Origin of the sequence: Micromonospora sp. WMMD734 (assembly GCF_049178975.1) — a bacterium.
GTDB lineage: Bacteria > Actinomycetota > Actinomycetes > Mycobacteriales > Micromonosporaceae > Micromonospora > Micromonospora wenchangensis.
Genome location: NZ_JBMHMK010000001.1, coordinates 5227679 through 5249049, shown reverse-complemented (window position 1 = coordinate 5249049; position 21371 = coordinate 5227679). Strand labels below are relative to the sequence as shown.

Sequence of the window (21371 nt, the reverse complement as noted above, 5' to 3'; positions counted from 1 at the left end):
GCGGGATGACCGCCCAGACCCACGGCCAGCCGGTGCTCCAGGCCCGCCAGCTCCGCCTGTTGATGTTCGGCCTGATGACCGGCATGCTGCTGGCCGCGCTGGACCAGACCATCGTCGGTACGGCGTTGCCCACCATCGTCGGCGAGCTGGGCGGGATCGACCACTACTCGTGGGTGGTGACCGCCTACCTGCTCGCCTCGACCGCCTCCACCCCGCTCTACGGCAAGATGGCCGACCTGTACGGCCGCCGCCCCGTCTTCCTCTTCTCGATCGGCACGTTCCTGCTCGGCTCGCTGCTGGCCGGGCTGTCGCAGGACATGACCCAGCTGATCGTCACCCGGGGTGTGCAGGGCATCGGCGCGGGTGGCCTGATGACGCTGGCGTTCACCATCATCTCCGACGTGGTGTCGCCCCGGGACCGTGGCCGCTACCAGGGGCTGTTCGGGGCGGTCTTCGGCGTCTCCTCGGTGGCCGGGCCGCTGGTCGGCGGCTACTTCGCCGAGACCAACTGGCGGTGGATCTTCTATCTGAACGTGCCGTTGGCGCTGCTGGCGATCGTGGTCTGCTACCACGTGCTGCGGCTGATCCCGTTCGAGCGGCGGGAGCACACCGTGGACTGGCTGGGCGCGGCGCTGCTGGTCGCGGGGGTGAGCGCGCTGCTGCTGGCGTTGAGCTGGGGCGGCAACTCGTACGCCTGGGGCTCGGCGACGATCATCGGGCTGTTCGTGGCGGGCGCGGTGCTCGGGGTCGCGTTCGTGCTCCAGGAGGCCCGGGTCGCCGAGCCGATCCTGCCGCTGGGGTTGTTCCGCTCGGCGACGTTCGCGCTGGCCAACTCGGCCGGCTTCGTGCTCGGTCTGGTGATGTTCGGGTCGATCATCTTCATCCCGCTCTACCTGCAGATCGTCAAGGGCGCCTCGCCCACCCGCAGCGGTCTGCTGATGCTGCCGATGATGGCCGGCATCATCGTCACCTCGATCGTGACCGGCCGGGCGATGAGCCGGATCGGCAGGTACAAGTGGTTCCCGGTGGCCGGTTCGGTGGTGCTGGTCGTCGGCATGCTGCTGTTCACCAGGCTCCAGGTGGACAGCTCGCTCTGGGCGGCGTTCGGCTACATGGTGGTGATCGGCGTCGGGCTGGGCCTGTGCATGCAGTCGCTCATCCTCGGCGTGCAGAACGCGGTGGACGTCCGGAACCTGGGCGCGGCGACCTCCTCGGCGACGTTCTTCCGGTCGCTGGGCGGCTCGTTCGGGGTGGCCATCCTGGGCGCGGTGCTCTCCACCCGGCTCGCCAGCGGGCTCGCCGACCGGCTGCCCAGGGCGATCGCCCAGCTCCCGCCCGAGCAGCGGGCGGCGGTGGCGGGCAGCGGCACGAACATCTCGATCAACGAGCCGGCGACGATCCTCGCCCTGCCCGGTCCGGTCCGGGCGGCCATCCAGGCGTCCTTCGTCGAGTCGCTGCACCTGGTGTTCCTGACCACCGGCCTGATCGCGCTGCTCGCCGTGCTGGTCACCCTGGCCCTGCCGAACGACCAGCTCCGGGGTGCCGGCCCGCAGGGCGCGACCGGTGGCACCGACCCGCTCGGCGGCACCGCCCCCGCCCCCGGCGGCAAGCCCCTGACCAGGGAGTCCAAGGAGGAAGCCGCCGCCGACCTCAACGCCAAATCCCAAACCATGCTCTGACCCGACCCCGCCTGCCCCGTCCGCGCCGCGCCCTGCCCGCGCCCCGCCCCGCCGCGCCCCGCCCGCCTCGCCCCGGTGATCAAGAGGTTTACGTCAAGAATCGCGGATGTGTTGACGTAAACCTCTTGATCAACTGACGCAAACCTCTTGATCACCGGGAAGGCGGCGGGACGGACGGGCCGGGCGGGGCGGGCGGGCCGGGGCCGGCGGGGTGGGCGGGCGGCGGGAGGAGAGCGGGGGTGGGCGGGAGGGGGTTACTTGAGGATCAGGCGGTTGGTCTGGGTGAAGACGTCGAGGTCGGCGAGGGTTTCCGGGACCGACAGGGAGAGCGGGGCGGGGAACTCGTGCGGGTGCAGGAAGGCGGCGTCGGTCGTCTCGTCGGTGACCCGGGCCAGCTCGCCGTCCCAGTCGTCAACCCGGAACGCGGTGGTGAAGATCTGGTAGGTGTGGCCGTACATGTTGGTGTGGGTGCGGTCCGGGCCGGTGTAGAGGGCGAAGGCGCTGACCCGCAGGGCGCGTAATCCGGTCTCCTCGCGGACCTCACGCACCGCGCAGTCGGCGATCGACTCGCCGAGTTCCATTGCGCCCGCCGGCAGCGCCCACTGGCCGTTGTCCGACCGGCGGATCAACAGCACCCGCCCGGCGTCGTCGCGCACCACGGCCCGGGCGCCGACGAACATCAGCGTCCGGTCACCGGCCAGGGCGCGTAGCTGTCCCACGTACGAGTCGGCCCAGGAGATACTCACCCGGACAATCTACGCAGCATCTCGGTAACGGTCGGACGTTCCGGGGGTTCCCAACGTGTGACCGGCGACACTAGCTTGTCACCCATGCGTAGCACGATGATGGACGCCCCGCTTCAGGTCGCCCGGATCCTCGAATACGGTGCCACCGTGCACGGCACGGCCGAGGTGGTCACCTGGACGGGGGCCGAGCCGCGCCGGATATCGTACGCCGAGGTGGGGCGGGCGGCGGCCCGGCTGGCCCACGCGTTGCGCGACGAGTGCGGGGTTACCGGCGACGAGCGCGTTGCCACCTTCATGTGGAACAACACCGAGCACCTGGTGGCGTACTTCGCTGTGCCGAGCATGGGCGCGGTGCTGCACACCCTGAACATCAGGCTCTTCCCCGGCCAGGTCGCCTACATCGCCAACCACGCGCAGGACCGGGTGGTACTCGTCGACTCGACGTTGATCCCGCTACTGGCCCGGGTGCTCGGCGAGCTGACCACGGTGCGGCACGTGGTGGTGGTCGGCGGGGGTGACCCCGAGCCGCTGCGGGCGGTCGCCGGTGACCGGGTCACCTTCCACCACTGGGACGACCTGCTGGCCGGCCGGCCCGAGCACTACGACTGGCCGGAGGTCGACGAGCGGGACGCCGCCGCGCTCTGCTACACCTCCGGCACCATCGGGAACCCCAAGGGGGTCGCGTACTCGCACCGGTCGATCTATCTGCACTCGTTGCAGGTGTGCCTGCCGGAGGGGTTCGGGCTCGGGCCGGGCCACCGGGAGCTGGCCATCGTGCCGATGTTCCACGCGATGTCCTGGGGGTTGCCGTACGCGGCGTTCCTCTCCGGCGCGTCGCTGATCATGCCGGACCGGTTCCTCCAGGCCGCGCCGATCGCCGAGATGATCGCCGCCGAGCGGCCCACCCTGGCCGGTGCGGTGCCGACCATCTGGAACGACCTGCTGGCCTACCTGGATACCCACGACGTGGACACCTCGTCGCTGAAGGAGGTGATCGTCGGCGGTTCGGCGTGCCCGCCCACGCTGATGCGCGCGTTCTCCGAGCGGCACGGCATCGAGGTGATCCACGCCTGGGGGATGACCGAGACGTCCCCGTTGGGGTCGGTGTCCCGGGCCCCGGCCGAGGTGACCGGGGAGGACGCCTGGCGGTTCCGCTACACGCAGGGCCGGATTCCGGCCGGGGTGGCGGCCCGGATCGTCGGCCCGCTGGGTGAGCCGTTGCCCGCCGACGGGACGTCCGTGGGCGAGCTGGAGGTACGCGGCCCGTGGGTGACCGCCCGGTACTTCGGTGACGACGCCCCCGACCCGGAGAAGTTCCACGACGGCTGGCTGCGTACGGGTGACGTGGGCATGCTCTCGCCGGACGGGTTCCTCACCCTCACCGACCGGGCCAAGGACGTGATCAAGTCCGGTGGGGAGTGGATCTCCTCGGTGGAGCTGGAGAACGCGCTGATGGCCCACCCGGACGTGCAGGAGGCCTGCGTGGTGGGGGTGCCCGACCAGCGGTGGGGTGAGCGTCCACTGGCCACCGTGGTGGTCCGCGAGGGCGCGTCGACCAGTGTGGAGCAGCTCCGTGCGTTCCTCGCCGGTTCGGTGGCACACTGGCAGCTGCCGGAACGGTGGGCGGTCATCGACGCGGTGCCCAGGACCAGCGTGGGCAAGTTCGACAAGAAGGTGGTGCGTTCGCGGTACGCCGCCGGCGATCTGGAGGTACGGGAGCTGGCGGGGCCGTAACACTTTTCGGCGACTCGTCGCCGATGGGGTAGGGACGTCACTCCTGAAACATCCCTCCCCAGGGGCGGCCCCGGCGTTCGCACCGCGCCGGGGCCGCCCTTCCTTGCGGGGTGACCCGCCATGCCATTGTTGCGAGAATTACTCGCGTCTGTCCGGGTGATTGCGAAATGTCCTCGGAACTACTGCCCGGCGGTGTCCAGCAGCACCTTCCCCACCACCGCGTCCTCCACCGCCCGGTGCGCGTCGGCGGCCTGCGCCAACGGGAAACGGTGCAACGGCAGGCCGGCCTCACCGCCCACCCGTACCGCCCCCTGGGCGACCGCCGCCGCCACGTCGGTCACCGCCTGCGCCTTGGCCGCCTTCGGCGCGGTGTAGACCAGCACGAACTGCCAGCGGGCGTTCGGGGCCATCAACGGCCGGATCGGCAGGGTCACCTCGCCACCACCGTCGTCGGCGTAGACGCAGACCGCCCCGCCGGCCCGCAGCACCTGTACGTCGACGGCGGCGTTGCGGGCGGCGGAGACCTCGACGATCGTGTGCACCCCGTCGGGCGAGACCTTGCGGACCTCGTCGACCACGTTCTGCTCCCGGTAATTGATCACGAAGGAGGCTCCGGCCGCCGCCGCGAGCTGCGCCTTCTCCGGGCTGCTCACCGTCGCGATGACGCAGGCGTCGGCCCAGCGGGCCAACTGGATCGCCGCGTTGCCCACCGCGCCCGCCCCGCCCTGCACCAGCACCACGTGGTCACTGAGCGCCCCCGCGTGCAGGGTGTCCGGCATGTACTCCCCGACGGTCAGGCAGCGGTGCGCGGTGAGGAACGGGATGCCCAGGCAGGCACCCAGCTCGAAGGAGGCGTCCCCGAGCGGCACCACCTGCCGGACCGGCACCACCGTGTACTCGGCGGCCGTACCCCACGGGCGCTGCCAGGCCGCCTCCCAGACCCACACCCGTTCCCCGGCCAGGCCCTGGTCGACCCCCGCGCCGACCGCCTCCACCACGCCCGCCCCGTCCTGCCCCGGGGTCTGCCAGCCGACCGGCAGCGGCTGCTGCCGGCGGCTCTTCCAGTCGGTCGGGTTCACCCCGGCCACCGCCAGCCGGACCAGCACCTCCCCCGGGCCCGGCTCCGGCACCGGCCGGTCGACCAGCCGGAGCACCGACGGGTCACCGGTGCGTTCGTACACGATCGTCTGCATGCCGTCTCCTCAGGCCGCCGGTTTGAGCACCACCTTCGAGTAGCCCGCCTCGCGGCGGTCGAAACGCTGGTACGCGTCCGGTGCCGCGTCCAGCGGCAACTCCTTGCTCACCACGAAACTCGGCGTGGCCCGCCCCGCCATGATCAGGTTCCGTAGGTACTCGTTGTAGGTCTTCACGTTGGCCTGCCCGGTCCCCATCCGCAGGCCCTTCTCGAAGAGCTTGCCCATCTTGAACAGCAGCTCACCCTTGCCGGAGTGCTCGTCCGGCGCACCCGGGTCGTTGGCCAGATAGAGGCCGACCACGCCGATCGCGCCGGTCGCCCGGACCACCTCGACCAGGCTGTTCAACACCGAGGCCGGATGCTCCACACCGCCCTCCCCGGTGGCCTGGTAGCCGACCGCGTCCACCCCGTGGTCGGTGCCCACCCCGTCGGTCCGGTCGAAGATCTGGGCGACCGGGTCCCCGGCCGAGAAGTCGATCGGGGTCACCCCGATCGACTCGGCCAGCCGCAGCCGGTCCGGCACCTTGTCCACCAGGAACACCTCGGCGGCACCCATCAGGACCGCCGAGTACGCGGCCATCAGCCCCACCGGCCCACCACCCATCACGGTGATGTTCTCGCCCGGCCGTAGCCCGGTCATCGCCACCCCGTGGTAGCCGGTGGGGAAGATGTCGGCGAGCATCGCGTAGTCGTTCTCGTGCTCGGTGCCGGGCGGCAGCTTCAGGCAGTTGAAGTCGGCGAACGGTACCCGCAGGTACTCCGCCTGCCCACCCCGGTACGGCCCCATCGCCACGTAGCCGTACGCGCCACCGGCGAAGCCGGGGTTGACGGTGAGGCAGAAGCCGGTCTTCTGTTCCCGGCAGTTGCGGCAGAACCCGCACGCCACGTTGAACGGCATCGACACCCGGTCGCCGACCCTGATCCCGCGTACCCCGGTGCCGGCCTCGACCACCGTGCCCATGTTCTCGTGGCCGAAGACGATGCCCGGTTCGGCGAGCGTGCGCCCCTCGTACATGTGCAGGTCCGAGCCGCAGATCGCGGTCGTGGTGATCTGCACGACGACGTCGTCCGGGTGCTCGATGCGCGGGTCCTCGACGTCGTTGACCGCCACCTCGTGCGGCCCCTGGTACACCACAGCTCTCATGGTCCCGACGCTAGGCGGCCCGGCCGGGTCACGGGGGCGGTTTCAGTCGAGCCGGTCCACCACCTCCGGGGTGAGGTCGTGCACCGAGGAGAGCACCGTCGCGGCCAGCTCCGCCGCGTCCGGGTCCAGCGGGTACGACCCGTGCGGCACCGCGATCACCCGCATCCCGGCGGCGGCGGCCGAGCGGACCCCGTTGGAGGAGTCCTCCACGGCGGCACACCGGGCCGGGTCGACCCCGAGCCGTTCGGCGACGGCCAGGTACACGTCGGGCGCGGGCTTGCCCCGGGCGGTCCGCTCGGTCGACAGGGTCACCCGGAACTCGGCGGTGAGGTCCGCGGCGGCCAGTGCCGCCGCGATCAGCCGGGTCGGCGAGGAACTGGCCAACCCCAGCGGCCACCGCGCGGCCAACCGGCGCACCACCAGGTCGGCGTCGTCGATCAGCGGTACGCGCACCGCGTACCGCCGGGCCATCTCCTCGACGACGTCCACGGCGACCTGCTCGGCGCTGCGGTCGACGCCCAGCTCACCGCTGAGGTACTCGGCCCACTCACCGGTGCTCATCCCCATCAGCCGCCGCTGGGTGTCGGGCTGCCAGGTGCCGCCCCGCGCCGCCACGTACGCCCGGCGCACCTCCTCCCAGACCGGCTCCGAGTCCACGATCACGCCGTCCAGGTCGAACACCACCGCATCCACCGTCACCCCGCCATCCTCCCCGACCCCGCCCGACCCCGGTCGCCCGGTGTCGGCGTGTGGTGGCCCCGGCGGGGTCAGTCCTCGTCGGCGGGGCTGGGCCGGTTCGTGGCGATCCACGCTGTTCGTCAACCAGCGCTGCCTCGCCGATCATGGAGTTGTGGTGGGTAACAAAACGCCCGTAAAACCCCCAAAATCGGCACCACAACTCCATGATCGCCAAGCGGGACCACCCTTCCTGTCGCTGGTTGGCCAGCCGCTCATGGGGTTGGCGCAACGGTGTTGCGACGGCCCTCCGGGGTCCCTCGCCCTCTATCTGGGCGGGGCGTGAGTCGTGACCGGGCAGCTGAGGACCTGCGATGGCCACACTCCGCGCGGGGTGACCTGGTCCAGGTGGGCCGGGCTGCCAGTGTGCAGTTCGTCAAGCCCGTCCGGTGCCGGGTCATCCGGGTGTTGGACTGGATCACCTACGACGGCTGGTGCTGGCTCGACGTCTACCAACTGGACGACAGGGGCGACGCGGTGGCCCGACGGTCGATCTTCGTGCAGCTGGCGGGGTTGGTCGTCCACCGACGGACCGCCCCCGTTCCGGTCGGGCAGCAGCGGCGGTCCGGCTCGACCGTGCGGCCCCGAACTCAGCGGTAGGCGGCGGCCTGGGTGCCGTAGAGGGTGGCGTACACGCCGTCGAGGCGGATCAGCTCGTCGTGGGTGCCCACCTCGCGTACCCCGCCCTCACCGATCACGATGATCAGGTCGGCGGTGCGGACCGTCGAGAAGCGGTGCGACACGAACACCGTCACCCCGCCGCTGTCGGCGGCGACCCGGGCCGCCCCGTCGGCGTACCTGGCGAACAACCGGTGCTCGGCCTCGGCGTCCAGCGCCGACGCCGGCTCGTCCAGCACCATCAGCAGCGGGGCGTCGCGCATCATCGCCCGGCCGAGCGCCAACTGCTGCCACTGCCCGCCGGAGGCGTCCACCCCGCCGTCGGCGTGACTGCGCCCCAGCCGGGTGTCCAGCCCGTACGGCAGCTTGTCGGCGACCTCGCTGTGCGCGCGGGCCAGGCCGGTGCGGACCGCGTCGTCGTCGGTGGCCCGGGGCAGGTCCCCGATGCCGACCGCCAGCCGGGCGGTCAGCTCCGGCCGCGCGTAGTCCTGGAACGCGGCGGTGGTCCGCGCCCGCCAGGCGGCCAGGTCGAGGTGCCGCAGGTCGACCCCGTCGACCAGGATCGCCCCCCGGTCGGGCTCGTAGAACCGGTTGAGCAGCTTGACCAGCGTGGTCTTGCCCGCGCCGTTCTCGCCCACCACCGCCACCGTGCTGCCGGCGGGCAGCAGCAGGTCGACGTCGCGCAGCACCGGTTCCGCCGCGCCCGGGTAGCTGAAGGTGACCTGCCGCAGCCGGATGCCCTCCAGCAGGCGCGCGGGCGGGAGCAGCGGCGTGGCGGGCGCGTCGGGCGGGGTGACCGGCTGCGGCACCAGCTCACGCACCTCGTCCAGGCGTTGCAGGGACCGGCCGCTGCGCGCCAACTGCTGGGTGATCGTCACGGCGGCGGCGACCTGATGGTTGAGCTGCGAGGCGAGCATGATCGCCAACACCACGTCGCCGACGTCCGCCCGGCCGCGTACGGCGTCGCGGACGACCAGGACCAGGGCGGCGACGTAGCCGAGGGCGAACACGGCCTGCCCGGCGGCCCGCCACAGCCCGGCGGTCAGCTCGCCGCGCCACAGCCGGGCGGTGGCGCGCTGCCAGTGCGTGGCGTAGCGCTGCTGGAGATGCCCCTCCAGGCCCAACAGGCGCAGCTCCTTGGCCGAGGCCGCGGTGGTGGTCAGCTCGAACAGGTGCCGGGCCTGCCGGGTGTCGACGACGCTGTCCGCGCGGGCCCGGTCGGCGGCGGCCTGCGCCCGGCGACCGGCCAGCACCGGCAGCGCGGCCAGCAGCGGCAGCAGCACCAGCGCCGGATGGGTCAGGGTGAGCAGCACGGTGGTCAGCAGCAGGCCGACCGCCAGCGACCCGCCGGTCAGCAGCGCCTGGAGGCCCTCGCCGATGCGTTGCAGCTCGTCCTGGGCCAACGCCATCCGGTCGGCGTGCTCCGGCCGCTCGTGGTGGTCGAGGTACGGGGTGCCGTTGCTGATCTCGATGAGCTGCTCGTCGGTGCTGAGCACGTTGAGCTCGGACACCTCGAAGTACCCGATGTGGGCGAAGTGCGCGCAGGTCAGCGCCGCGATCGCGGCCACCGCGACGGCCAGCCCCGCCCAGGCCGCCGCCCCGGCCCGGCCGGCCGCCGCCGCGTTCGTGAGGTGCTTGAGCGCCACCGCGCTCGCCGGCACCGCCACCGCGTTGCCCGCCATCAACGCCAGCGCCACGGCCATCTTGCGCCGGTCCTGCCGCCACGACAGCCGCAGCAGCCCGGTGATCGCCCGCAGCATCGCTCAGCCCACCCGCTGCGCCAGCGGACCGGCGCCCTCGTCGGTCTCCCGGTCGGCCCCGCCGGTGTCCCGGTCCGCGTCGTCCTCGGCGAACCGCTCCGCCTGGAGGGTGAACATCGCCGCGTACCGGCCGCCCGCCGCCATCAGCTCGTCGTGGCTGCCCTGCTCGACGACCCGCCCCCCGTCGAGCAGGACGATCCGGTCGGCCAGCCGGACGCTGGACAGCCGGTGCGAGATGAGCACCGTCGTGCGGCCCCGGGTCAGCTCGGCGAACCGGGCGAAGAACTCGGCCTCGGCCCGCACGTCCAGCGCCGCCGTGGGCTCGTCCAACACCAGCACCGTGCTCCCGTGGTAGAGCGCGAACAGGGCACGGGCGATGGCGATGCGCTGCCACTGCCCGCCGGACAGGTCGACCCCGCCGTCGTACGCGCGCGACAGCAGCGTGTCCAGGCCGTCCGGCAGCGCGTCGAGGGTGTCGAGCAGCCCGGCCGCCTCCGCCGCACGGCGGATCCCGGCCCGGTCGTCGAGATGCTCCACCGCGCCGAACCCGATGTTGGCCGCCACCGACAGCTCGTAGCGGACGAAGTCCTGGAACACCACGGCGATCCGCCGCTGCCAGTCCCGGGCCGGCAGGTCGGCGAGGTCGACGCCGTCGGCGCGCACCGCACCGGCGTCCGGCGAGTAGAGCCGGGCCAGCAGTTTCACCAGGGTCGTCTTGCCCGCGCCGTTCACCCCGACCAGGGCGGTGCAGCGTCCGGCGGGGATGTGCAGATCCAGACCGTCGACCACCGGAGTGGCCGCACCCGGATAGCCGAAGCGCACCCCAGCGAAGTCGATGGCCGGGGCGGCGGTGGCGGGCGGCCCGGCACGGCCCCGGTCGGCGGGTTCCGGGTAGCGGGCCATGGCCTGCTCGAACGCGGTGATGGCGGTCTCGGCGTTCATGCCGTACTGGGTCTGGGTGTCGGAGTCCGGGTAGAACTCGCCCAGCCGGATCAGGGCCAGCACCGCCTGCAACACCAGCGCCAGCGCGGCCAGGTCGTACGCCCCGTCGGCGGCACGCACCCCGGCCAGCGCCAGCACCGCCGCCACGCCGACCAGCCCCACCGCCGTGTACGCCAGGTAGGGCCGCAGGTAGATCCGGCGGCGCTCGGCCCAGACGGGAGCCAGGGCCCGGCGGTAGACCTGCCGGTAGCGCTCGGTCAGCCAGCCGGTGAGCCCGAAGACCCGCAGCTCCTTGGCGGCGGCCGGGCCCATCGCCAGCCCCCGCAGGTAGCGGCTCTCCCGGCGCAGGGCCGCCACGTCGCGGATGACCCGGGCGTAACGCCGCAACCCGCCACGCTGGCCGTGCCGGAACAGCAGCACCACCGCCAGCATGACCGCCGCCGCCCACGGCCCCAGCACCACCGCCACCACCACCGTGAACCCGGCGACCTGGGTGTACGGCCCGACGAGGGCGATCAACCCGGCGTACGCGGCACCCGGGGTGCGGAACGCGAACCGCAGCTCGTGCCCGGCCTCGCCCAGCTCGTCCAGCACCGCCGGGTCCTCCAGCGGGGTGATCTCCCGGGTCGACAGCGACGCCTGGATGAGCCGCCGGTACATGTGCCCGTCGACGCGGCGGCTGAGCTGCTCGGCGACGGCCTTCTGCGCCGCCTCCGCCAACTGCGCCACGATCAGCGCCGCTCCGGCGACCGCAAGCGGCCACCACACCCCGGCCGCCCCGGCGGTGCCGTGCAGCACCGGGCCGATCCGGCCGACGGTGGTGCTGACGGCGATCGCGAAGACGACCGGCAGCACCCCCCGGGTCACGCTGAGCGCCAGCGCGACGGCACTCCAACCGGCTCCGGCGGCGGGCCACTGCCGGGCGATGCGCAGCCGGGCGGCGACGGCCGCACGCCACGGCCCGACGCCGGAGGGGGAGGCGGTCATCACGGTCAGCCGAAGATCTCGTCCCGCAGGGGCGCGGGCAGGTCCAGCTCCTGCGCACAGGACCGCACCGAGACCTCGTACGACTCCACCACCTCGGCGCTGTCGGCCACGGCCAGCTCCGCGTCGGTCAGCACCGTCACCGACCGGGCCCGGAAGCGGTACTCGTCGGCGTTGCCGTGCAGACCGGGTACGACGTAGGGCTCCGGCTCCACCGGGTTGTGGATCTTTGACTGGTCGGAGTTGAGGTCACCGGCCGCACCCCAACCGGTGAGCATCTCCGGCCGGTACAGGTGACCGATGCCGAGGCGGTCGAACAACCGGGACACCGTCTCCTGCGGGGCGCGACTGCACTCGTACGGGAAGTGCGTCACCGCCAGCCCCTCGGCGGCGGCCCAGGCCCGCATCCGCGCGTAGTTGAGCGTGCTGAGCACGAAGTTCTCCACCACCCGCTCCCGCCCGATCTTGCCCTCCCACTTGGCCATCCACGAGTCGAGCGAGGCGCGCGGCTGCCGGTCCAGCACCAGCAGGCGCAGCCGGTCGACCGGCCAGCCGGCCTCGACGAGGCAGCGGGCCGGGTTGAACAGCGCCTCGAACGGCACGTACGGCCCGGCCATCTCCTTGGCGAACAACACCGGCTCGCCGTCGGGCAGCTTCCACGGCGAACCCTCGCCACCGGTGAGCACGAACCGGCCGATGGTCTTGACCGGCTGGTAGTAGGCCGCCGCCCGCGCCATGCCGAACAGGTTGGTCACGGCGGTCGAGCCGACCCGGCAGCGTCCCCAGCCGAGCACCAGCAGCGGAAAGTCGTCCGGGCTGCGACCGGCGAACCCGTCCCGCAGGGTGGCCACGATCCGGGCGGTCACCTCGTCGACGGTGGTGGTGACGACCTGGTAGCGGTCGTCGGGCGGCAGCGCGACGGTGGTGAGCGCGTCGTCGCCTGTGGCGGCCAGCCGGCGCAGCAGCGGATAGGGATCGGTCATCGGGACTCCCGGTGGTCGGAGGGGCGGGTGCGGCCGAGTTCGAGCAGCGCGGCGACGTCCCGCAGGGCCACCGGACGCAGCGCGGCCTCGCACAGCAGCGTCTCGACGCCCCGCAGCACCCGCTCGCAGACCGAGCCGGGCACCCGCCGGGTGTCGGCCAGCAACTGCAGCGCGCAGCCACCTGCCAGGTAGGGCATGGCCAGGAAGAAGGTCATGTCGTGCCGGGCCACGGCGGCGACCTGCCGCACGGTGGTCTGCGCCGCCAGGGCGGTCAGCGTGGCCCGGTCGGGCGGCCCCGCCGGCACGTCGAAGTCGCGACCCAGGCGGGCGTCGTTGAAGTACACCGACAGGTCGGCCTGCGCGCCCTCGGCCGCGATCAGCTCGTCCAGGGCGTCCGGCGGATAGGTGGCGTGGAAGTAGGACTCCGTCGAGTCGCGGTAGCAGCGCCGCACGGCGTCGTCGACGTCACCGTCGCCGATCTCGAAGACCAGCAGCGCGTTCTGGGCTATACCGGTGGCCAGTTGCCGCTGGCGGGGGGTGTTCCGGTTGCCGGCGATCAGCTTCACCACGGCCCGGTCCCGGCCGGTCAACGCCGCCTGGACCAGCAGCGCGGCGGTCAGCACCACGGTGGACGACGACGCACCCGTCCGCTCGGCCAGCGCGCCGGCCGCCGCCGCCACGGCGGTGGACTCCATCCGCCAGGTGACGACCGGCAGCGGGCCGGCGTCCTGCTCCGGCCCGTCGAAGATCCGCTGCGGCACCAGGGGCAGCCGCTCCCGCCAGTACGCCAGGGACCGGGCGGCCCGGCGCTGCCCGGCCGGCGACGCCTCGTAGCCGGCCTGATCCAGCGGCTGCCAGCCCGGCGCGGGCAGGGTCCGTTCGCCCTCGATCAGGGTGCGCAGTTCCGCCAACAGCAGCTCCAGCGACCAGCCGTCCAGCGACACGTGCGAGGCGGCCACGGCCACCGCCTCGACCAGCCCGTCGACGCGCAGCAGCGCCCACCGGACCGGCCAGTCCCGGTCCAGCCGGAACGCGGTGCCGGCCAGGTCGGCGGCGGCGGCGTCCGCCGCCTCCGGCAGGTCGGCGGCGGTGGTGTCCCGCACCAGTGGCGCGTACGACCCGTCGGCGAGCAGGTGCTGGCGGGGCCCGTCGGCGTCCTCGGTCATCAGGGTCCGCAGCACCTGGTGCCGCAGCGCCAGCGCCGACCAGGCCGTGGTGACCCGCTCGATGGTGACCGGGGCGGTCAGCCGCAGCACCCGCCGGATGTTGAAGTCCCGGCTGGCCTCGCCGAACCACTGCATCGGCCGGTACATGGCCAGCTGTCCCCAGGTCAGCGGCGCGGAACCGGTGGACCCCCCGGAGAACCGGGCCTGGACCGCCGCGTCCCCGACCGCCGGCTGGCCGGTGTCCGCGTGCGGGGACCGGCCCGGCTGTTCCCCGGCGGGCGTCGCCGTGGCCACGGGGGTCGGCAGTTGGTGGTCGGGCATCCCGGCGGCCAGGGCGCGCACCGTGCGCCTGTCGAACAGGTCGGCGATGCCCACCGGCAGACCCAGCTCCTCGTCCAGCCGGGTGACGACCTCGACCACCTGCATGGAGTCGCCGCCGAGTTCGAAGAAGTCGTCGTCGACACCGAGCCGGTCCACCCGAAGCACCGCGCCGACCACCCCGGCCACCGCCGTCTCCAGCTCACCCGAGGGCGGGACGTACGTGGTGCTCAGCGCGGGTCGTACCGTCGGCGTGGTGGGCAGCCGACGGGTGTCGACCTTGCCGTTCGGGGTGAGCGGGTACTGCGCCACGTACAGGAACCGGCTCGGGACGGAGGCCTCCGGCAGCAGACCGGCGGCGTGGGCGCGTAGCTGCGCCTCGGTCGGCCGGGGCCCCTCCTCAGACCGCAGGTAGGCGACCAGGTGCAGGTCGTGGCCGTCGGGTTCGGCGATCACCACCGCCTCGGCGACGCCGGGGCAGCGGCGCAGCGCGTCCTCGACGGCGGGCGGTTCGACGCGCTGGCCCCGGATCTTCACCTGCCGGTCGGCGCGGCCGAGCACGTCCAGCACCCCGTCCGGGTCCAGCCGGCCCAGGTCCCCGGTGCGCAGCAGCCGCCGCCCGTCGCCACCCGGGTGCGGGATCCACCGCTGGGCGGTCAGCACCGGCTGGCCGTGGTAGCCCCGGCCGATCACCGCCCCACCCAGGCAGATCTCGCCGGTCTGCCCCGGCGGTGCGGGCCGGCCCTGCTCGTCGAGGATGTGCACCTCGGCGTTGGGGATGGGGGCACCGACCGGCAGCCGCCGCCCGACCGTACGGTCCGCGCCGATCCAGTACCAGGTCGCGCCGACGGTCTCGCTCATGCCGTAGTGGTTGCCGAAGCCCGACTTGGGGCTGCCGCTGATCCACGCGTCGAACTCGGGGGTCAGGTACAGCGGCTCGCTGCCGATCATCACCTGGCGGGCGACGTCGTCGACGCCACCGAGCGCGGTCATCGCCCGCACGTGCGACGGGGTGAGCTTCAGGAACCCGCACGGGGCGGCGGCGGTCAACGCGATCAGGTCGTCGAACGCGACCGGTTCGGGCGCGACCTCCAGCTCCCAGTCCGCGACCAGCGCCGTGAACAGCGTCATCACCGACCCGACGAAGTACAGCGGGGCGTGCAGCACCGCCCGCTCCCCGGGCTGGAACGCGAACTCCCCGGCGCACCAGTGCACGTAGTTGACGAGCTGCCGGTGGGTGCCGAGCACCCCCTTGGGGGCGCCGCTGGTGCCGGAGGTGTACATGATGAACGCCAGGTTCTCGATCCGGCAGCCGCCGTCACCGTCGTCACCCACCGGCTCCGGCAGGTCGGTCACGTCGAGCACGGTCGACGGGTAGCCGGCGTCCACGAGGCCCCGGTGCTCCGGGCCGGTCAGCAGCACCGGATCGCCCGCGTCGGCGAGGATCCGGGCCCGCCGGTCCGCCGGGTCGTGCACCGACAGCGGCAGGTACGCCGACCCGGCGGCCAGCACCGCGAGGATCGCCACCACCGCGTCCACCGAGCGGGGGAGCAGCACCGCGATCGGCGTCTCCGGCCCGGCCCCGTGGCCCCGCAGCACCCGGGCGGCGTGCCGGACCCGGGCCCGCAGCTCCCCGGCGGTGACCGCGACCCCGGCGCAGCGCACCGCGACGCGCTCCGGATCGGCGGCCAGCGCCCGGTCGACGAGGACGTGCAGCGGGGTGTCGCCGAACGGGCGGCGGGGGCCGGTGGCGACCGACGACGCAGCGTCCACCGTGGCCGGCCCGGTCCGGGCGGCGGGGCCGCCGTCGGCACCCCCGGGGGTACGCAGCGAGGCGGGCCGCAGGTCGGTCCAGTGTGCCGCGACGTGCTCCAGGCACGCCTCGACCGGCCCGGTGAAGACCGTCGTCCAGCCGCCCGGCAGCGGCCGGTCCGCCGGCCAGAGGGAGTACTGGTCCTCGCCGTTGACGACGACCTGGTGCGGGTCGACGCTCACGCGGGCCCCCCGACCGTCTGCCGTGCCGCGTCGAGCCGGTCGACGGGGTGCCGCCAGGCTTCCTTGGTGTACCAGTCGCCGCCGAACGAGTCGATCGTCGGGGTCCAGCCGTCGTGCGCGTCGGCGTAGCCGGCGACCTCCCGCCAGAACACGTCCACCAGCGCCGAGTACCGGCAGGCGGTCCGCAGGTCGGCCAGGGTGAACGGCGGCCCGTCCATGCGGACCAGGCGGATGTCGAACGCGCCCCGGTACTGCCGGCCGCCGACCGTGAACGGTTGCTTCCACATCGCCGCCCCGGGGGCCCGCAGGGTGTAGCGGACGCGGGAGGTGCTGTGTCCACCGTGGCGCAGGTCGCCCCACTCGGCGATGTCGGGCACCAGCGGCGGGAAGAAGTAGTGCCGCTGCCGGGGCACCTCGACCCGGTCGAAGTTGCCGGGCACGAAGTGCCAACGGTTGTACATCATCCGCTGGGCGACCTGCCACAGGATGTCGGTGACGGCGGGGGCGGGCAGGTCCGCTGCCATCTGAGGGCTGGGCAGCACGCAGCAGAAGAAGTCGGGCTTCTTCAGCCCCGCCACCTCCTCGTCGTACCGCCCGGCCGGACCGTCGAGGCGGGACAGGTCGCGGATGCCGCTGGACATGCCATAGTCGGCGCGGCTGTCGACGACCGCGCCCAGCACGATGCCCTCCAGGATGCCGGTCAGCTCGCGCTCGTCGCCGCCCGCGTGCACCCTGTGCAGGGCGGCGGCGGTGGCACGTCGTACCCAGGAGGCGGCGTCCTCGCCGTCGACAGGCGCGGGCCGGACGCCGGTCAGGGTCGGCGGCAGCTCGACCTGGCTGCGCTGCCCCTCCTGCCAGGGCAGCAGGTACTCGTCCTTGGCGTAGGTCAGGCCGTTGATCCGCCGGTAGCGGATGTGACCGCTGCCGTCGACGAGTTCGACCAGCTCACCGGCGAGCGTGGCCAACTCGGCCAGGGTCGCGGTGCTCAACTCCCCGGTGCTCAGCTCCCCGGTGGTGTGCCCGTCGAGCGCGCGCAGGTACTCCGCACAGCGGGTGGTCAGCACCTTGCGGAGGCTGACCGCGTTGAGCTGGCGGCCGTTGAACTCCTCGAACCGGACCGCCCGGCCGGTGCGGAACAGCAACTGGATGGACGCGACGAAGAGCCGCTCCTCCGGGCTCCAGTCGGCCGGTGGGCGACCCCGCAACGCGGGCAGCACGCCGTCGCGGATGAGGGTGCTGGAGCCGGAGTCGGAGCGGGAGAACACCCGACGCTCGACGAAGATCAGGACGGTCTCGACCCGTTCGACCCAGTCGATGACCTCCTCCAGCCGCTCCGCCAGGCTGCCGTCGGCGTTCCAGGTGCGCAGCATCCGGTCGAGTTCGCGGCGCTGGTGCTCCTCCTCGGCCTGGGCCGGCAGCCACTCCTCGTCGATCATCTCGACCATCCACCCGGGCAGGGCGAGTTCGGCCACCACCTCCTCGACCGGCACGTCGCCGCGCGCCGGTTCGTGGATGGTCAGCTTGCCCAACGCCGAGTGGGCCAGCACGAACCCGGCGGGGGAGGCGTCGGCGTCCGGTGCGGTCAGCCGGAGGTGCTGCCGGCCGAGCAGGTGCCTGACGATCGCCTGTTCGCGCAGGGTCAGGCCGTCGAAGGCGGACCGGAAGGGCACCTTGCCCGCCATGGTGAGCAGTCGCAGCACGGCCGTCTGGGCGCTGCCGCCGAACAGTTCGACGGGATCACGCACGTCGCGCAGTTCCTGGCTCCACTGGTCGAATTTCGTACGTCGCACGGTCCCGCCTTTCTCGACCAGGGCAGGCTGCGGCGTTCGCACGATGCGGCTCGTACGACGACAGCCACCGCCGTGCGGTGACGACAGGGCATGCGGCGGCCGGCAGCCGACCTGGAGGGTGGAAGGCTCCCGTGGCAGTGCCACGGCGAGGAGGAGACGACACTCCACACCGGTGTGGGAGCGCTCCCGATCAGGAAGTCTCGCCGACGATGAAACATGTGTCAACAATGTGTGTCGGCCACCGGCGACCTGCTAGGACGTGACTGCCCGGTGCGACACCGGTAGTCCGGATTCGGGTCGTCCGGGCCGGGCGGTCAGGAGGAGAGCGCGGGAAGCCCGATCGGGTTGTCCCGGGGGATGACCGTGTGGCAGGCACGCGCGACCGGAACCAGCAGCTCGCGGAGCCGTTGTGTGCCGTCCGGGCCGAGGGCCAGCCAGGGGCGGGCGGCGGCCAGGTCGGTCGCGTCCTCGACCGCCCGCAGGCCGGTGCGCCCCGCCTCGGTGGGGGCGCCCTCGTCGGTCAGCCACCCCCGGTCGACCAGCCGGGCCCGCGCCCGCGCCCACTCGTCCCCGGTCCAGCCCCGGCCGAGCAGGTATTCCTCCGGCAGGTTGACGGCGACCCGGAACGCCAACGTCTCGATCGGGTCCAGACCGGCGGCGACCAGCGCGGCCACATGCCCGTCCCCGCGGTGTTCGCGCAGCGTGGTGGCCGCCTGCCAGAGCCGGGCCAGCGGGTAGTCGCCGCGCGGCAGGGCGGCGTTGGCCGCGCCGAGCACCCGGCCGGCGGTGTCCGCCCCGACGGCCGCGGCCTCCAGCAGCGTGGCCGCCTCGGCCAGGTGCGCCTCGGGAAGTTCGTAGGTGAGCTCGGCGAGCGCCTGCACGGCCCCGGTGAGCCGGGCGCGCAACGCCTCCTCGGGGGCGGCGAGCTGCCACACCGCCGGCAGCGCCCGGCTCACCATCGGCGGGGCGAAGGTGAAGAAGGCGGCGGTCACCGGGGCGGCGTCGACCGGCCCCAGCGGGGCGGTCCGGCCCGCGAAGTAACCCCGCCAGTAGCCGCGCAGCCCGATCGCCTCGTAGGCGGCGCGGGCCCGGGGATGGAAGTAGGTGATCGCGTGCAGGGGTTCGACGTGCGTCCACATCAACCGGGCGGTCCGCCCGGGGTCGTCCAGCGGCGGCACGCGCACCTCCGGGTCGGTGGGGGTCACCGTGGCGCGGACCGGCCGCTCACGGTGACCCCGAACCTACTGCCGGTGGGTGCCGGCCGGAAGACCCGTGTGGTCTACTGCACCGCCAGCACGTCGACGATGAACCGCAGCGGGCCGGAAGGCGCGCCGGGACGCTGCGGCGTGTCGCCGTACGCCAGGTCGGCGGGGATGTCGAGCTGGACCCGGCTGCCCACGGTCTGACCCTGCATGCCCTGGTCCCAGCCGGGGATGACGTTGCCCTGGCCGAGGCCGAAGGTGAACGGCTCGGACCGCTTCCAGGAGGCGTCGAACTCCTCACCGGTCTTGTACGACACACCCACGTAGTTCACGGTGATCTGCTGGCCGGCCTGGGCGGCCGGGCCGGTGCCCCGGATCAGCGGGGTGGCCTTGAGCCCGGTGAGCTCGCCCTCGCCCTTGGTGGCCTGCGGCTTGGTGCACAGCGCCTGGTCGGCCCCGTCGGGCAGCTTGGGGAAGTCACCCGCGCAGCCGGCCGGTGCCGCCGCCGGCTTCGGGTCGTCCTTCTCGCCGTTGCGGACCACCACGAACACCCCGACGATCACCGCGATGACGGCCACGCCGGCGACGGCGCCCAGCCACGCCTGGCGGCGCTTGCGCTTCTCGGCGGCCTTCTGCGCCGCCAACTGGGCGGCGAGTCGCCGCTGTGCCTTCGTCTCCGGGGCCTGACCCTGGCCCGCCGAACGGTTCTCCGTACGCTCGCTCACGTCCTCGACTCCCTGCTGATGTGGGTGGCCGGCCCGGCGACCCGGTTCCGTGGCCAGCGCACACGGTACCCGGATCGATGCCGAGGGTGGGCCGTCGCCCGCCCGTGGTGTCCCCGAACGGGCCGGGTCGTGCCGGCACATGCCGTTCTTTCCGGGTGCCGGGAGCCGACCGGCGGTAGGTTCTCGACCATGGCGATCCTCACCGACGACGACAAGGCCCTGCTCGCCGAGCCGCAGCTCGCCCACGTGGCGACCATCGAGGCGGACGGCACCCCGCACGTCACCCCGGTCTGGGTGGACGTCGACGGCGAGCACATCCTGTTCAACACCGCCAAGGGGCGGCAGAAATACCACAACATCGCCCGCAACCCGGTGGTCGCGGTCTCCGTGGTCGACCGGGCCGACGACTTCCGCACCCTCTGGGTGAAGGGCACCGCCGAGTTCGTCACCGAGGGTGCCGACGCGCACATCGACCGGCTGGCGAAGAAGTACCTCGGGCAGGACACCTACCCGTTCCGGCAGCCCGACGAGGAGCGGGTGATCGTCCGGATCACCCCCACCGAGAAGCTCGGCCGGGGCTGACCGACGCCCGACGCCCGGCGGACGGCCCACCGTCGCGCCGGGCGTCGGGCGGGTCCGCCGCTCAGGCGCTGCGGCGCGGGGCGGCCTTCTTCCCGGTGGTCTTCTTCGCAGGGGACTTGGTGGCCTTCTTCTCGGTGGCCTTCTTCGCGGCGGTCTTCTTCGCCGGCTCCGCCTTCGTGGCCGGGGTCTTCTTCGGGGTGGTCTTACCGGCGGTGGTCTTCTTCGCCGCCTGCTTGGCCGACCGGGCCGACGAGATCGGTGTCGGCTCGCCGGCCCCGGTCTCGCCCCGGGCCACCCGGGCCCGCTCCACGGACGCCTTCAGCGCCGCCATCAGGTCCACCGCGGCGGCCGGCGTCGCCTCCTCCTCCGCCGGTTGGACCACCTCACGGCCCTCCACCTTGGCGTCGATGACCTCCTGCAACGCCGCCCGGTAGTCGTCGGTGAAGGCGTCCGGCCGGAACTCCCCGGCCATCGAGTCGATCAGCGAGGCGGCCATCGCCAGCTCCGGCGGGCGGACCTTGAGGTCCTCGTCGAGGAAACCGAAGTCGGGGGTACGCACCTCGTCGGGCCAGAGCATCGTGTTGAGCAGCAGCACCCCGTCACGGACCCGCAGGGTGGCCAACTGTTCCCGCTGGCGCAGCGCTACCTTGACGATCGCCACCCGCTCCGAGTCGGCCAGCGCGTCGCGCAGCAGCACGTACGGCTTGGTGGCGGTCCCCTCCGGCTCCAGGAAGTACGCCTTGTTGTAGAGGATCGGGTCGACCTGCTCGGCGGGGACGAACTCCAGCACGTCGATCGCCCGGGAACTGGTCAGCGGCAGGTCGGCGAAGTCGGCGTCGGTGAGGATCACCAGCTCGCCGCCGCCCAGGTCGTAGCCCTTGGCGATGTCGTCGTAGCTCACCTCCTCGCCGCAGACCGAGCAGGTGCGCTTGTAGCGGATCCGGCCGCCGTCGTCGCGGTGCACCTGGTGGAACCGGATGTCCTTCTCCTCGGTGGCCGAGTAGAGCTTCACCCCGATCGAGACCAGCCCGAACGACACGGCTCCCTTCCAGATCGCCCGCATCCCGATGCTC

16 protein-coding genes are annotated in these 21371 nt (G+C 73.0%); 4 read left to right on the top strand and 12 right to left on the bottom strand.

Annotated features, from left to right (window positions below; translation table 11 throughout):
- Nucleotides 1–5: 5 nt before the first annotated feature.
- Nucleotides 6–1679, top strand: a complete 1674-nt coding sequence (locus tag ACN267_RS22490; protein WP_421489588.1) for an MDR family MFS transporter — start codon at nt 6–8, stop codon at nt 1677–1679.
- A 254-nt stretch (nt 1680–1933) separates the two neighbouring features.
- Here the strand turns inward: ACN267_RS22490 and ACN267_RS22485 are convergent, their stop codons facing one another.
- Nucleotides 1934–2425, bottom strand: coding sequence for an NUDIX domain-containing protein (locus tag ACN267_RS22485; protein ID WP_204958784.1), 492 nt, complete (start codon nt 2423–2425; stop codon nt 1934–1936).
- 84 nt (nt 2426–2509) lie between these two features.
- Between ACN267_RS22485 and ACN267_RS22480 the strand changes: the two genes are divergently transcribed.
- Nucleotides 2510–4159, top strand: coding sequence for a fatty acid--CoA ligase (locus ACN267_RS22480; protein WP_421489587.1), 1650 nt, complete (start codon nt 2510–2512; stop codon nt 4157–4159).
- Nucleotides 4160–4338: 179 nt separating this feature from the next.
- Here the strand turns inward: ACN267_RS22480 and ACN267_RS22475 are convergent, their stop codons facing one another.
- From ACN267_RS22475 to ACN267_RS22465, 3 genes are read right to left on the bottom strand one after another with little or no spacing between them, the layout of a single operon-like run.
- The gene (locus ACN267_RS22475) at nt 4339–5352 is read right to left on the bottom strand and encodes an NADPH:quinone reductase (RefSeq protein ID WP_204958786.1); all 1014 of its coding nucleotides are present in this window, start codon (nt 5350–5352) and stop codon (nt 4339–4341) included.
- 9 nt (nt 5353–5361) lie between these two features.
- Entirely contained in the window at nt 5362–6498 is a 1137-nt protein-coding gene (locus tag ACN267_RS22470) for a glutathione-independent formaldehyde dehydrogenase (protein WP_421489586.1), read from the bottom strand.
- A gap of 42 nt (nt 6499–6540) precedes the next feature.
- On the bottom strand, nt 6541–7197 hold the full coding sequence (locus ACN267_RS22465; protein WP_204958788.1) for an HAD family hydrolase: 657 nt from the start codon (nt 7195–7197) through the stop codon (nt 6541–6543).
- A gap of 345 nt (nt 7198–7542) precedes the next feature.
- Between ACN267_RS22465 and ACN267_RS22460 the strand changes: the two genes are divergently transcribed.
- Nucleotides 7543–7833, top strand: coding sequence for a hypothetical protein (locus ACN267_RS22460; RefSeq protein WP_421490479.1), 291 nt, complete (start codon nt 7543–7545; stop codon nt 7831–7833).
- On the opposite strand, the gene ACN267_RS22455 is transcribed toward ACN267_RS22460, so the two are convergent.
- The 7 genes from ACN267_RS22455 to ACN267_RS22425 all read right to left on the bottom strand — a co-directional run bounded on the left by ACN267_RS22455 (nt 7824) and on the right by ACN267_RS22425 (nt 19716).
- Entirely contained in the window at nt 7824–9611 is a 1788-nt protein-coding gene (locus ACN267_RS22455) for an ABC transporter ATP-binding protein (protein ID WP_204958789.1), read from the bottom strand. The genes ACN267_RS22460 and ACN267_RS22455 overlap by 10 nt on opposite strands.
- Before the next feature lie 3 nt (nt 9612–9614).
- Nucleotides 9615–11540 (bottom strand): ABC transporter ATP-binding protein, encoded by a 1926-nt coding sequence (locus ACN267_RS22450; RefSeq protein ID WP_421489585.1) that lies wholly within the window; start codon nt 11538–11540, stop codon nt 9615–9617.
- 5 nt (nt 11541–11545) lie between these two features.
- A complete protein-coding gene (locus ACN267_RS22445; protein WP_281901037.1) occupies nt 11546–12520 on the bottom strand; it encodes a hypothetical protein in 975 nt (324 codons plus the stop codon).
- The gene (locus ACN267_RS22440) at nt 12517–15999 is read right to left on the bottom strand and encodes an AMP-binding protein (protein WP_421489584.1); all 3483 of its coding nucleotides are present in this window, start codon (nt 15997–15999) and stop codon (nt 12517–12519) included. The genes ACN267_RS22445 and ACN267_RS22440 overlap by 4 nt, the downstream gene beginning before the upstream one ends.
- Nucleotides 15996–17789 carry a hypothetical protein gene (locus ACN267_RS22435; RefSeq protein WP_421489583.1) on the bottom strand — a complete coding sequence of 598 codons (1794 nt, stop codon included), beginning with the start codon at nt 17787–17789 and terminating at the stop codon, nt 15996–15998. Before ACN267_RS22435 ends, ACN267_RS22440 begins: the two co-directional genes overlap by 4 nt.
- Nucleotides 17790–18103: 314 nt before the next feature.
- Complete coding sequence (locus tag ACN267_RS22430) at nt 18104–18928, bottom strand: SCO6745 family protein (protein ID WP_204958973.1); 825 nt, start codon at nt 18926–18928, stop codon at nt 18104–18106.
- Between the two features lie 140 nt (nt 18929–19068).
- Nucleotides 19069–19716: an FKBP-type peptidyl-prolyl cis-trans isomerase gene (locus tag ACN267_RS22425; RefSeq protein WP_421489582.1), complete on the bottom strand. Its 648-nt coding sequence runs from the start codon at nt 19714–19716 to the stop codon at nt 19069–19071.
- Nucleotides 19717–19905: 189 nt separating this feature from the next.
- Between ACN267_RS22425 and ACN267_RS22420 the strand changes: the two genes are divergently transcribed.
- Nucleotides 19906–20298 (top strand): PPOX class F420-dependent oxidoreductase, encoded by a 393-nt coding sequence (locus ACN267_RS22420; protein WP_204958795.1) that lies wholly within the window; start codon nt 19906–19908, stop codon nt 20296–20298.
- Between the two features lie 61 nt (nt 20299–20359).
- On the opposite strand, the gene ACN267_RS22415 is transcribed toward ACN267_RS22420, so the two are convergent.
- Nucleotides 20360–21361, bottom strand: coding sequence for a Ku protein (locus ACN267_RS22415; protein ID WP_204958796.1), 1002 nt, complete (start codon nt 21359–21361; stop codon nt 20360–20362).
- Nucleotides 21362–21371: the final 10 nt, after the last annotated feature.

Excerpts from the sequence above, each read along its gene's own strand:
- ACN267_RS22490 (WP_421489588.1), top strand. The coding sequence starts at position 6 with ATGACCGCCCAGACCCACGGCCAGCCGGTGCTCCAGGCCCGCCAGCTC.
- ACN267_RS22480 (WP_421489587.1), top strand. The coding sequence starts at position 2,510 with ATGCGTAGCACGATGATGGACGCCCCGCTTCAGGTCGCCCGGATCCTC.
- ACN267_RS22475 (WP_204958786.1), bottom strand. The coding sequence starts at position 5,352 with ATGCAGACGATCGTGTACGAACGCACCGGTGACCCGTCGGTGCTCCGG.
- ACN267_RS22470 (WP_421489586.1), bottom strand. The coding sequence starts at position 6,498 with ATGAGAGCTGTGGTGTACCAGGGGCCGCACGAGGTGGCGGTCAACGAC.
- ACN267_RS22455 (WP_204958789.1), bottom strand. The coding sequence starts at position 9,611 with ATGCTGCGGGCGATCACCGGGCTGCTGCGGCTGTCGTGGCGGCAGGAC.
- ACN267_RS22450 (WP_421489585.1), bottom strand. The coding sequence starts at position 11,540 with ATGACCGCCTCCCCCTCCGGCGTCGGGCCGTGGCGTGCGGCCGTCGCC.
- ACN267_RS22445 (WP_281901037.1), bottom strand. The coding sequence starts at position 12,520 with ATGACCGATCCCTATCCGCTGCTGCGCCGGCTGGCCGCCACAGGCGAC.
- ACN267_RS22430 (WP_204958973.1), bottom strand. The coding sequence starts at position 18,928 with ATGTGGACGCACGTCGAACCCCTGCACGCGATCACCTACTTCCATCCC.
- ACN267_RS22420 (WP_204958795.1), top strand. The coding sequence starts at position 19,906 with ATGGCGATCCTCACCGACGACGACAAGGCCCTGCTCGCCGAGCCGCAG.
- ACN267_RS22415 (WP_204958796.1), bottom strand. The coding sequence starts at position 21,361 with ATGCGGGCGATCTGGAAGGGAGCCGTGTCGTTCGGGCTGGTCTCGATC.